General features: G+C 72.2%; 8 protein-coding genes. 5 read left to right on the top strand and 3 right to left on the bottom strand.

From position 1 onward, the window contains the following. Positions 1 to 103: 103 nt before the first annotated feature. The 3 genes from IT780_RS22850 to IT780_RS22840 are packed head-to-tail and all read left to right on the top strand — an operon-like array spanning position 104 to position 2,856. Positions 104 to 1,678 (top strand): Na+/H+ antiporter, encoded by a 1,575-nt coding sequence (locus tag IT780_RS22850; RefSeq protein WP_199513660.1) that lies wholly within the window; start codon positions 104 to 106, stop codon positions 1,676 to 1,678. Beyond that, complete coding sequence (locus tag IT780_RS22845) at positions 1,675 to 1,941, top strand: UBP-type zinc finger domain-containing protein (protein ID WP_199513659.1); 267 nt, start codon at positions 1,675 to 1,677, stop codon at positions 1,939 to 1,941. Before IT780_RS22850 ends, IT780_RS22845 begins: the two co-directional genes overlap by 4 nt. Beyond that, positions 1,942 to 2,856, top strand: a complete 915-nt coding sequence (locus IT780_RS22840; protein ID WP_199513658.1) for a ketopantoate reductase family protein — start codon at positions 1,942 to 1,944, stop codon at positions 2,854 to 2,856. Positions 2,857 to 3,746: 890 nt separating this feature from the next. Here the strand turns inward: IT780_RS22840 and IT780_RS22835 are convergent. Genes IT780_RS22835 through IT780_RS22825 form a run of 3 tightly spaced genes read right to left on the bottom strand, consistent with a single transcriptional unit; the run spans position 3,747 to position 7,737 of the window. Continuing rightward, the gene (locus tag IT780_RS22835) at positions 3,747 to 4,568 is read right to left on the bottom strand and encodes a patatin-like phospholipase family protein (protein ID WP_199513657.1); all 822 of its coding nucleotides are present in this window, start codon (positions 4,566 to 4,568) and stop codon (positions 3,747 to 3,749) included. Beyond that, positions 4,565 to 5,791 (bottom strand): glycosyltransferase family 4 protein, encoded by a 1,227-nt coding sequence (locus tag IT780_RS22830; protein ID WP_199513656.1) that lies wholly within the window; start codon positions 5,789 to 5,791, stop codon positions 4,565 to 4,567. The genes IT780_RS22835 and IT780_RS22830 overlap by 4 nt, the downstream gene beginning before the upstream one ends. Further along, on the bottom strand, positions 5,788 to 7,737 hold the full coding sequence (locus IT780_RS22825; protein WP_199513655.1) for an amylo-alpha-1,6-glucosidase: 1,950 nt from the start codon (positions 7,735 to 7,737) through the stop codon (positions 5,788 to 5,790). Before IT780_RS22825 ends, IT780_RS22830 begins: the two co-directional genes overlap by 4 nt. A 318-nt stretch (positions 7,738 to 8,055) precedes the next feature. Between IT780_RS22825 and glgX the strand changes: the two genes are divergently transcribed. Beyond that, a complete protein-coding gene (gene glgX, locus IT780_RS22820; protein ID WP_199513758.1) occupies positions 8,056 to 10,167 on the top strand; it encodes a glycogen debranching protein GlgX in 2,112 nt (703 codons plus the stop codon). Further along, a complete protein-coding gene (gene treY, locus IT780_RS22815) occupies positions 10,167 to 12,434 on the top strand; it encodes a malto-oligosyltrehalose synthase (RefSeq protein WP_199513654.1) in 2,268 nt (755 codons plus the stop codon). The genes glgX and treY overlap by 1 nt, the downstream gene beginning before the upstream one ends. The last annotated feature ends 1 nt before the right edge of the window (position 12,435 follow it).

The following is a 12,435-nucleotide window of genomic DNA, read 5'->3' as shown; positions in this document are numbered from 1 at the left end:
GGCTCATTCTGACCCGGCCCCGCGGACTCATGACGGCCGGCGGCCGCGACCGTGGGTCGCGCCACAGGCGGGACCGGCCCCGAGGTCTCTAAGCTCTCCTCCCATGGAGAGCATCGTCGACACGGTCGTCATCGTGGCCATCTCGGTGCTCGGTGCCGCCCTCGCGCGGCGGCTGGGCTTCATCGCGCCGCTGGTCCTGCTCGTCGCCGGGCTGGGACTGTCGTACGTGCCGGGCGTCCCCGAGGTGCACATCGAGCCCGAGCTGGTGCTCATCGGCATCCTGCCGCCCCTGCTGTACGTGGCGGCGCTGCAGACCAACCTCGTCGCGTTCCGCCGCGCCCTGCGGCCCATCCTGCTGCTGGCGGTCGTCCTCGTGGTGCTCACCGCGTTCGCGGTCGGCTTCGTGCTGCACGCGCTGCTGCCCGACGTGCCGCTGGCGGCCTGCGTGGCGCTGGGCGCGGTGGTGGCGCCGCCCGACGCCGTGTCCGCGACGGCCATCGCCCGGCGCATCGGGCTGCCCCGGCGGGTGGTCACCATCCTCGAGGGCGAGAGCCTGCTCAACGACGCGACCGCGCTGGTGCTGGTGCGGGTCGCGGTCGGCACGCTGCTCGGCTCCGCCGTCGGGTTCTGGGAGATCGCCGGCGAGGTCGCGCTCAAGGCCGGCGGCGGGGTCCTGTTCGGCCTGGCCTTCGCGTTCGGCGCCGCCTGGCTGCACAAACGCATCACCGACCCGCTGCTCGACGACGCCGTGTCGGTGCTGACACCGTTCGTCGTGGTCATCGTCGCCGAGGAAGCGAAGACGTCGAGCATCGTCGCGGTCGTGGTGACGGGCCTCTACCTGGGGCACCGCATCCCGTACCTGCTGTCGGCGACCTCGCGGCTGCAGATGGACGCGGTGTGGCGGCTGATCACGTTCCTGCTCGAGGGCGTGGTATTCCTCCTCGTCGGCCTGCAGCTGCGCGAGCTGATCGGCAACATCGAGACCAGCATGGCCACCACCGTGCGGGTCACCCTGGCGGTCTTCCTCACCCTGGTCGTCGTCCGCTTCGTGTGGATGTACCCGGCGACGTACCTGGCCCGGCTCATCCCGCGGGTCCGTGCCCGCGAGGAACGCCCGCCCCCCACCGTGCCCACGGTGATCGCCTGGGCCGGCATGCGCGGCGTGGTGACGCTCGCCGCGGCGCTCACCCTGCCCCCGAACGAGGACGTGGCCAGCGCCGACTACCCCCGCGAGCTGTTCGTGTTCGTCGCCTTCGCGATCATCGTGCTGACCCTGCTGGTGCAGGGGACCACGCTGCCGGTGCTGGCCCGCCGGCTCGGGGTCAGCGAGGACACCAGCGCCGAGGACGCGCTCGCGGAGGCCAGCGTCCAGCACGCCGCCAGCCGTGCGGCGCGTGAACGGCTCGAGGCCACCGCGGACGGGGCGCCCGCCTCGGTGGTCGAACGGCTGCGCGCGCTCACCGACAGCCGCTCCAACGGCGCGTGGGAACGGCTGGGCAACCAGGAGCAGGAAACCCCCTCCGCCGCGTACGGCCGGCTGCGCCGGGAGATGATTACCGCCGAGCGGCACGTCTTCAAGATCGCCCGTAACGAGGGGCGGATCCCCGAGGAGGTGCTCAACCGCGCCCAGCGCGAGCTCGACCTGGAAGAGTCCCAACTGCACCGGAGTGACGATTGACCTGCCAGCACCTGAAGGAAGCGACCGAGCCGACGCCGCGGGCGCCGTACGACGGCGGCTGCCCCGAATGCGTGGCGGGCGGCTTCGAGGACTGGGTGCACCTGCGCCTGTGCCTGGACTGCGGCTACGTGGCCTGCTGCGATTCCTCGCCGCGGCGGCACATGTCGCGCCACCACGAGGAGACCGGGCATCCGGTGATGCGCTCGTACGAGCCGGGTGAGAACTGGCGCTGGTGCTTCGTCGACGAGCTGCTGGGCGCCTAGATGCGCACCCTGGTCGTGGGAGCGGGCGCCACCGGCGGATACTTCGGCGGCCGCCTGGCTGAGGCCGGCCGTGACATCACGTTCCTGGTCCGCGCCCGCCGGGCCGCCGAACTCGCCGAACGCGGCCTGCGGATCCACGCGCCCGCCGGGGAGAGCGTGGTCCCGGCCCGCACGGTCACCGCCGACAAGCTCGACAGGCCGTACGACGTGATCGTCCTCGCGGTGAAGAGCTACCACCTGCAGCAGGCCCTCGCCGACATCAGCCCGGCGATCGGCACCGGGACGGTGATCGTGCCTCTGCTCAACGGCATGCGCCACATCGACACCCTGGTCGGCCACTTCGGCGCCGACCACGTGTACGGCGGCGTCTGCATGATCGCCGGCACCCTCACCGACGAGGGCGACGTGGTGCAGCTGACCGGCCTGCACCGCCTCCTGTACGGCCCCCTCGACGGCACCCGCGACGACCGGCTGGCAGCGGTCGCCGAGGCGTTGTCGGGCGCGGAGTTCGAGTCGCAGCCGTCCACGGAGATCGTCCAGGAGATGTGGGAGAAATGGGTCTTCCTGGCCGGCCTGGGCGTGGTGACGACCCTGATGCGAGCGACGGTCGGCGACATCACGGCGGCGCCGGGCGGCATCGCATTCGCGTCGGCGGTCGCCGACGAGGCCATCGCGATCGCATCGGCGGCGGGCCACCCACCCCGCGAGGCGGCGATCGGCTTCCTGCGAGCCTCCCTGACGGCCCGCGACGTGCCGACGACATCCTCGATGTACCGCGACATGGCGGCGGGCGGCCCGGTGGAAGCCGAAGCGATCGTGGGCGACCTGGTCACCCACGCCGAGCGGCACAAGGTCCCGGCGCCGTTGATCTCAGCAGCCTGGACCAACCTCTCGATCTACTCCGCCCACCGATAGACCCGGCACGCGCGCTGTGATTGTCCCCCGTTCTTTGGTGTGATCATTTAGTTCTGTTGTGCGCCCCGGTCCCTTATTGGCCCGCGATATGGGACGGAAGCGCATGGCTATTCCGCATCGCGGGAGCGCTTTCGTCAGGAGCGTGTAAGGACTAGCCCAGGGCGGGTTCAGCACTCTCCACCTGGTCGGCGTCACGTGGTCACGGTCGCGTCGAGATGCGACCCGCGCGTCTTCGCCGACGGTTGATAAATGTGCTGTGGCGGTTGTCGCTTTTTTGGGGTGATCGTTTATTTCCGCGGTACGGGTGGGATGCGGAACAATTAATCCATGCGGCAGCTGCAATTGTTCTCGACGGCGGAATTGGCCGCGATGCGTGACCCGACCGCGTCGCGTCGCTATTCCGCGGAGCGGGAACGCTTTCGCCGGGAGCACGCACGGCACCGGGTATGGGGGCTGGCGCAGCGGCACGCCAGGAAGCTGCGCCGCTTGCACGCCGACTGCGGCCCGCCCGAGCCGGCGGCGGTCCCGGGCGTTTCGGTGGCGGAGCTGGCGGGCGTTGCCGTGGTCGGGCCGGCGGGCGTTGCGGTGGTCGGGCCGGCGGGCGTTGCCGTGGTCGGGCCGGCGGGCGAGCTGGCGGGCGTCGTGGTGGGGGAGCCGGCGGTGGTTGCGGGCGTTGCGAGGGCGAAACCGGCGGTCATTGCGAGCGTTGCCGCGGCCGAGCCGGCGGCGGGCGTTGTCTCGGAGGAGCCGGCGACATCGTCGATGACGGTGAGGCCGAACGGCGCCGCCTGGCATTCCACGAAGACCCGCCGAGGGCCAAAGCCAACGCAAAAGCCAGAGCGGTCGCGATCTTGCCGCGGCCTCCACGCCGATGTCGGTTGGCGTGCGCGTCAGTCCCAGACGTCGGCGACTGCTGCAGCCACCTTCTCCGCCTGGGCCGCACCCGCTGCCAGCGCTGGGCCTCGGCGGCGCGGGTCCAGGATGTTGCCGCCTATCGCCGCCCGCGTGGCGTCGTCCGGGGCGATGAGCAGGCTGCGGTCGATTCTGAGCTCGGCCACCTCCGAGGCCGGCGATGCGCGGAACATGCCGCCGCTCGGTGCCAGGACCACCACCGCGTCTGCGCCGGCGGCGAGGTTGGCGTTGGTCACCGAGTTGACGCCGCCGTCCATGTACCAGCCTTCTTCCAGGCGTACCGGGGGGAAGACGCCGGGGAGGGCGCAGCTGGCCGCGACCGCTGCCGGGAGGGGGACGGCCGAGGATGCGTCCCAGGCTGTCGGGTCCCCGGTGGTGGTGTCGACGGCCGTGATGATCAGGCGGGGGGTGGTCGGCCAGGTGTGGGTGGGGAGTTGCTCGGCGAAGCGGGCCACGTGCGGGGTGTCGTCGCCGACCGGGGCCTGGCGGGCCAGGGTGCCCAGGCGGGCTCGGATGTCTCGGGGGCTCAGGGAGGTGTCGTTGAGGAGCATGAAGCCCTGGGCCAGCAGCATCGGGTCGAGGCGGGCGGTGAATTCGATCTCGATGCGGGCGGCCGAGGCGACCGCTTCGTCGAGGTCCACGCCCGTGGCGAGGAGGGCTCCGACGTAGGCGCCTGCCGACGTGCCGACGATGAGGTCCGCCTTGGCGAGATCGGTGCCGTGGCGGCGGAGGCCCGCGAGGAGGCCGAGTTCCCAGGCGATGCCCGTGATGCCGCCGCCGCCCAGGACGAGGGCCCTCATGCGCGCTGCAGGCGGTCGCCGGCGAGCACGTTCTCGGCCTCGCGGGTGACGCCGCCGGGGGAGTGTGCCGCGGCGTACACGGCGAGGGTGCGGGCTGCGATCTCCGGCCAGGCGAAGTCCTCACGGACGCGGCGGCGGCCTCGGCGGGCCAGCGTACGGGCGTACTCGCGGTCGGTGAGCACCGTGGCGACCGAGGCCGCCAGCGAATCCGGGTCCTGCGGGGTGAAGGTCACGCCGGTGACACCGTCGTCGATGATCTCCGCCAGGCCGCCCGTGGCCGACACCGCGACCGGGGTGCCCGCCGCGGCCGCCTCCAGCGCGACCATGCCGAACGGCTCGTAGATGCTCGGCACGACGTAGCAGTCCGACGCGCCCATCAGCGCGGTCAGGTGGTGGCCGCCCAGGAACCCCGCGAACGTCACGCCGGGCGGGGCCATGGCCTCCAGGTCCGCACGGTACGGGCCGTCGCCGGCGATCACCACGCGCAGCCCGGAGCTGACCGCCTGCAGCGCGGGCACGGCGGCCAGGAGGTGCTGGACGCCCTTCTCGTACACGAGCCGGCCGGCGAACGACACCAGCGGCGCGTTCCCGGCGAAACGGCGGCGGGCCGCGGCGATCGCGCGGGGGCGGGCGTACCAGCGCAGCACGTCGACGCCGTTGTGCACGACGTCGGTCCGGCCGGCCGGCACCCCGAACTGGCGGATCACCTCGGCGCGCATGTACTCGGAGCAGACGATGACCCGGGCGGCCTCGGCGGCCAGCCAGCGCTCGACGTCGTCGATGGTGCGGTTGTGCGGGTGCGGCAGCCAGCCCTGGTGCCGCCCGGCCTCCGTCGCGTGGATCGTGGCGACCAGCGGCACGTCGAGGTGCTCGCGCAGGGTCACCGCGGCGTGCGCGACCAGCCAGTCGTGGGCGTGGACGACGTCGTAGCGGGCGGTGCGGGCGGCGCGCAGGGCGGCCCGGGTGAGGGTGTGGTTGAACGCGGTCGTCCAGCCGACGAGGTTGCCGTCCTCCACCGGGTACGCGGGCGGGTCGTCGGGGGCGCGGACGATGTGCACGCCCTCGGCGTACTCCTCGCGCAGGGCGCCGGGGGAGTGCCGGGTGACCACCGTGACCTCGTGCCCGGCCGCCACCAGCGAGGTGGCCAGCGCGTGCACGTGCCGCCCGAGCCCGCCCACCAGCAGCGGCGGGTATTCCCAGCTCAGCATCAGGATGCGGCTCATGACGCGTACCCCCGTACCCGCAGGACCTCGGCGACCGAGCGGGCGCAGAACGGGCTGCCCGTGGCCCGGTGCGGCGGATCGCCGTCGGCCGTCTCGCTCAACGATCCCACTCCCCATTCGCGCACGTGCGCCTCCAGGCCGGTCAGCAGTCCCTCGGTGGGCAGGCCCATGGCGGCGCAGGCGTCCGCGTACGGGCCGATCAGCCAGGGCCAGACCGTGCCCTGGTGGTACGCGATGTCCCGCTCGTCCCGGCCGCCGCGGTGCACGCCCTGATAGCCGTACTCGCTGGGGGCGAGCGTGCGCAGCCCGAGCGGGGTGAGCAGGGCGCTGCCGGCGGCGCGGACGGCGGCGCGGTCGCGGTCGGCGTCGTCGGGCCCGGCGAGCGGCGCGTACGGCAGCGACCAGGCGAAGAGCTGGTTGGGCCGCAGCGAGGGGTCGTCGTTGAAGGCGCCGGCGCCCAGCGGGTACGTCGTCGCCGGCCCGTCGACCACGTCGTAGAGCCAGCCGTCCGGCGCCCGGAACCGCGCGGCGAACGACGCCCGCGCCCTGGCGTGCCGGGCGCGCAGGTCGGCGCCGTCCCGCCCGGCCTCCTCGAGCAGGCCGGCGAGCGCGGCCAGGGCGTTCACCCAGAGCGCGTTGATCTCCACGGGCTTGCCCACCCTCGGGGTGACCGGCCCGTCCTCGGTGTACGCGTTCATCCAGCTGCCCGCGTGCGCGTCGAGCCGGACCAGCTCGTCGGCGGGGTCGACGGAGAGCGCGCCCTTGCCGTCGAGGTGGCCGCGCAGCAGCCGGCTGAGCGGGCTGACGAGCGAGGCGGCCAGGTCGCTGTCGCCGGTACGCCGTACGTGCCGGTCGACCGCGTGCACCAGCCACAGCGGCGCGTCCAGGGAGCCGTGCGGTCCCCACGCCCCGCCCGCCTCCCGGGCCGCCCGGGTCGCCGACCTGGTACGGGCCAGCAGCAGCTCCCGGCCCTCCTCGGCCCGCCCGGTCTCGAGGAAAAGCCCCTCGTACGCCGTCATCGTGTCGCCGAGGTAGCTGCCGAACCACGGGTAGCCGGCGACCACGTCGGGCCCGTCGGTGTCGTGGACGACGAACCGGTCGGCGGCCAGCACCAGCGTGCCCGTCTGATCGTCGGCCTTCGCGGCGGTGATCAGCGCGTGCGCACGCTCACGGGCGGCAGCGATCACGACGGGGGCGGCGGGCGGCCGGTCGTCGAGCACGCCGGCCCACGCGCTGATCTCCATGGCGTCGCCGGGCCCGAGCCGGTCGACGAACGTGCCGGCCAGCCACAGGTCCTCGGTGGCGGGCAGCCCGCGTGCGGCCTCCTCGCGCTGGTACGCCCCCAGGTGCCATCCGCCGCCGGGCTGCCACCCCGGCCCGCTGAGCCGGTACGCGTCCTCCACCACCGCCCCGTCGGCGACGTGGTGGACGTGCGGCTCGCCGTCGGTCGCGTACCGTTCGGCGTGCGCGTCGCGCCAGGTGCACATGGCTGCCACGGCGAGCCCGACCGGCCCGGGCGCGGACAGCACTCGGTGCACCACGGCGAGCGCGGGTCGCCCGTACGCCAGAGCCAGCTCGCGCTCCACGACGATGTCACCGACCCGCCAGCGCCACCGCGGCAGGCCGTCGACCAGGGCGAACGTCTCCAGGTGCCGGTGGCCTTCCGGCGCGACCGCACCGGACTGCCACTCGTGGGTGTAGAGCGGTACGTGGGCGCCGGAGGGCAGCGTGAGGGTCAGGTCCAGCGCGGCCAGCGCCACGCGGCGTACGGCCGTGGCGGGGTCGGCGACCGCGAGCAACGCGTGGTAGCGCCGCGTCCGCAGGCCGGCCACCGTGCCCGTCGCGTATCCGCCGAGCCCGTCGGTGACGAGCCATTCGTGCTGGGCGCCGCCGTCGGGCGACAGGGAACCGCAGGTCTGCGGGCCGAGGACGATCGGCAGCGTCATGTCCGGGCGTCCCGGGGCCGCGCGGCGCGCTGAGGGTCCGCAGGGAGGGACGGGAACGGCTCTGTCAGCGGCACGGTGCCCTCTATGCTCGAACAGGAATGCGTCAAACCACCCGGACCGGTGATCGTTCGCACAGGCTCGACGAGAAGTATCTGCGGGTAACCGGACAGTCGCGCAGACGTTATCAGCGGGATCGGTGAGAATTGCCGCTGACGCGGCGATGAGGATTGAACCTTCCGGGGGATGGGCACACGTGCCCCGCCCGCGGCGAGGACCCTCGCGGCCGCGGGCACCGACGGTCGAGGGTGGGAGCAACAGATGCAGGTGTGGCCGGGTCACCGGTATCCACTGGGCGCGACGTACGACGGCACGGGCACCAACTTCGCGATCTTCTCGGAGGTTGCCGAGGCGGTCGAGCTGTGCCTGTTCGACGCGTCCGGCAACGAGCGCAAGGTCCAGTTGCACGAGCAGGACGCCTTCGTGTGGCACGCCTACCTGCCGGGTGTCGAGCCGGGGCAGCGGTACGGCTACCGCGTGTACGGCCCGTACGACCCGGCGCGGGGCCTGCGCTGCAACCCGCACAAGCTGCTGCTGGACCCGTACGCCCGCGCGGTGGACTCGGACATCGACTGGCACCCCAGCCTGTACGCGTACGACTTCGACAACCCCGACCGGATGTCCGATCTCGACTCGGCCCCGCACATGGCGAAGGGCGTGGTCGTCAACCCGTACTTCGACTGGGGCAACGACCGGCGGCCGGACATCCCGTACCACCACTCGGTCATCTACGAGACGCACGTCAAGGGGCTCACCGAGCGCCACCCCGAGGTGCCCAAGGACATGCGCGGCACGTACGCGGCGATCGGTCACCCGGCCGTGATCGAGCACCTGGCGAAGCTGGGCGTCACCGCGGTCGAGCTGATGCCGGTGCACCAGTTCGTGCACGACAACCGCCTGTCCGACCTGGGGCTGCGCAACTACTGGGGCTACAACACGCTCGGGTTCTTCGCGCCGTACCACGGCTACTCGGCGATGGGCTCGCTCGGCCAGCAGACCCAGGAATTCCGGGGCATGGTCAAGGCGCTGCACGCCGCCGGCATGGAGGTCATCCTCGACGTCGTCTACAACCACACGGCGGAGGGCAACCACCTCGGGCCCACGATGAGCCTCAAGGGCATCGACAACCGGACGTACTACCGGCTCGTCGACGACCAGCCCAACTTCTACATGGACTACACGGGCACCGGTAACAGCCTCAACGTCCGCAGCCCGCAGAGCCTCCAGCTGATCATGGACTCCCTGCGGTACTGGGTGACCGAGATGCACGTGGACGGCTTCCGCTTCGACCTCGCGTCCACGCTGGCCCGCGAGTTCTACGACGTCGACCGCCTCTCCACCTTCTTCGAGGTGGTCCAGCAGGACCCGGTGGTCGGCCAGGTCAAGCTCATCGCCGAGCCGTGGGACGTCGGCCCCGGCGGGTACCAGGTCGGCAACTTCCCGCCGAACTGGACCGAGTGGAACGGCAAGTACCGCGACACCGTGCGCGACTTCTGGCGCGGCGAGCCGGCGACGCTTGCCGAGTTCGCCAGCCGCATCACCGGGTCGGCCGACCTCTACCAGGACGACGGCCGCAAGCCCTTCCACTCCATCAACTTCGTGACCGCGCACGACGGGTTCACGCTCAACGACCTGGTCTCGTACAACGACAAGCACAACGAGGCCAACGGCGAGGAGAACCGCGACGGCGAGGGCCACAACCGGTCCTGGAACTGCGGTGTGGAGGGCCCGAGCGACGACAAGGCGGTGCTCGCGCTCCGGGCCAAGCAGCGGCGCAACTTCCTGGCCACGCTGATGCTCAGCCAGGGCGTGCCGATGATCTCGCACGGCGACGAGCTGGGCCGCACCCAGCAGGGCAACAACAACGCGTACTGCCAGGACAACGAGCTCAGCTGGATCGACTGGGACAACGCCGACGAGACGCTGCTGGAGTTCACCCGCAAGCTGGTCGCCTTCCGGCACCGGCACCAGGTGTTCCAGCGCCGGCGGTTCTTCACCGGCCTGCCGGTGACCGCCCGCGGCGGCGGCGACCCGCTGCCCGACCTGGAGTGGTTCACCCCGGACGGGCGGCAGATGGCCGGCGACGACTGGGGCAACGACTTCGGCCGCGCGGTCGCGCTGTTCGTCAACGGCGAGGGCATCCGCGAGCGCGGCCAGTACGGCCAGCGCCACGTCGACAGCTCGTTCCTGTTGTTCTTCAACGCCCACGATGCGCCCATCGAATTCGCCACGCCACCGACTGAATACGGTGAGAAGTGGGAAGTGGTCATCGAGACGGCCGAACCGTCGCCCGACCGCAGCCCCGTGGTGGAGGCCGGCAACACGATCCTCGTGCCGGACCGCTCGCTCATCGTGTTGGACAGGAAGGTTTGATGACCCCTTCTGGTACCTACAGAGTCCAGATTCGTCCCGATTTCGGCTTCAAGGACACCGCCGATCTCGCCGACTACCTGGCCGACCTGGGGGTCAGCCATCTCTACGTCGCGCCGATCCTCGCCGCCGCGCCCGGCTCGGAGCACGGCTACGACGTGGTCGACCACACCCGGGTGAGTCCCGCGCTGGGCGGCGAGGAGGGCCGGCAGGCGCTCAAGGCCGCGCTTGACGCGGCGGGCCTGGGACTGGTGGTCGACATCGTGCCCAACCACGCGGGCGTGGCCGTGCCGGCCGCCAACCCGACGTGGTGGGACGTGCTGAAGAACGGCCAGGACTCCGCGTACGCCACCTTCTACGACATCGACTGGTCGCGCGGCCGGCTGCTGATCCCGGTGCTGGCCGACGAGCCGGACGCGCTGGACCAGCTGCGGGTCGAGGACGGCGAGCTGCACTACTTCGACAAGCGGTACCCGATCGCGGACGGCACCGGCGAGGGCACGCCGCGGGAGGTGCACGACCGGCAGCACTACGAGCTGGTCAACTGGACCCGCGGCGACGCCGAGCTGACCTATCGGCGCTTCTTCGCGATCGTGGACCTCGCCGGGCTGCGCGTCGAGGACCCGGAGGTCTTCGAGGCCACCCACCGCGAGATCCTGCGCTGGTACGCCGAGGGCGCCGTCCAGGGTCTTCGCGTCGACCACCCGGACGGCCTGCGAGACCCGGGCGAGTACCTGCAGCGGCTGCACGAGGCCGCCCCGGACGCCTGGCTGGTGGTCGAGAAGATCGTCGAGCCGGGGGAGGAGATGCCCGACTGGCCGGTCGCCGGCACCACCGGCTACGACGCGATGGCCGATGTGTGCGGCGTCTTCGTCGACCCCACCACCGAGGCGTTCTTCGACACCCTGGACCACCACCTGACCGGCGGCGAGACGAGCTGGCAGGACCTCGTCCACCGGACCAAGCACCACCTGGCCACCACGCAGCTCGCCGCCGAGAACGCGCGCATGTGCCGCCTGATCCCGGAGGTCGAGGGGGCCGGTGAGGCGCTCGCGGAGCTGGCGGCCTGCTTCCCGGTCTACCGCTCGTACCTGCCGTTCGGCGCCCGGCACCTGGCCAAGGCCCGCTCCGAGGCGGGCCGCCGGCGGCCGGGGCTGATCCCGGCGCTGGACCGGGTCACCGCCCGGCTGCGCAACCCCGCCGACGAGCTGGCCCTGCGCTTCCAGCAGTACACCGGCGCGGTGATGGCGAAGGGCGTCGAGGACACCGCGTTCTACCGCTACACGCGCTTCACGGCGCGCAACGAGGTGGGCAACGACCCGTCGAAGTTCGGCGTGAACCTCGACGAGTTCCACGACACCACGCAGGAGCGCCAGCGGCGGTGGCCGGCGGGCATGACCTCGCTGTCCACCCACGACACCAAGCGCAGCGAGGACGTGCGGGCGCGGCTCGCCGTGCTCTCCGAGCTGCCCGGCGACTGGACCGAGGTGGTCCGCCGCTGGGTGCGCGTCGCGCCGCTGCCCGACCCGGCCATGGCCCACCTGATCTGGCAGGCCGCCGTCGGTGCCTGGCCGCTCGACCGCGAGCGGCTGCACGCGTACGCGCTGAAGTCGGCCCGGGAGAGCGGCGTAGGCACCTCCTGGACCCGCCCGGACGAGAAGTTCGAGGCGGCGCTGCGGCAGATGGTCGACCGGATCTACGACGACCCGGCGCTGCACGGGGAGGTCGCCGCCTTCGCCGAGTCCATCACCGCGCCCGGCTGGTCCAACTCGCTCGGGCAGAAGCTGGTGCAGCTGACCATGCCCGGCGTGCCCGATGTCTACCAGGGCACCGAGCTGTGGGACTACTCGCTGGTCGACCCGGACAACCGGCGGCCGGTCGATTTCGCCGCCCGCCGCGAGCTGCTGGCCCGCCTCGATGACGGCTGGCAGCCGCCCGTCGACGCGAGCGGCGCCGCCAAGCTGCTCGTGACCAGCCGGACGCTGCGCCTGCGCCGGCAACGCCCGGAGCTGTTCACCGGCTACCGTCCGCTGTTCGCGGAGGGCCGCGTCGGCGAGCACGTGCTCGCCTTCGACCGCGGCGGCGTGGTGGCGGTCGCCACCCGGCTCCCGGTCGGATTGTCACGCCACGGCGGCTGGCACGACACCACACTGACACTCGACGGCCACACGTGGACGGAAGTCTTCACGAACACCAGCTACGGCGGGAACCGCCTGTCCGTGGCGGAGCTGCTTCGCACGTACCCCGTCGCCCTGCTGGTGAAAGAGTGAG

The organism is Nucisporomicrobium flavum (assembly GCF_016464385.1).
GTDB classification, from domain to species: domain Bacteria; phylum Actinomycetota; class Actinomycetes; order Mycobacteriales; family Micromonosporaceae; genus Actinoplanes; species Actinoplanes flavus_A.
This window is presented reverse-complemented; position numbering and strand designations above follow the sequence as displayed.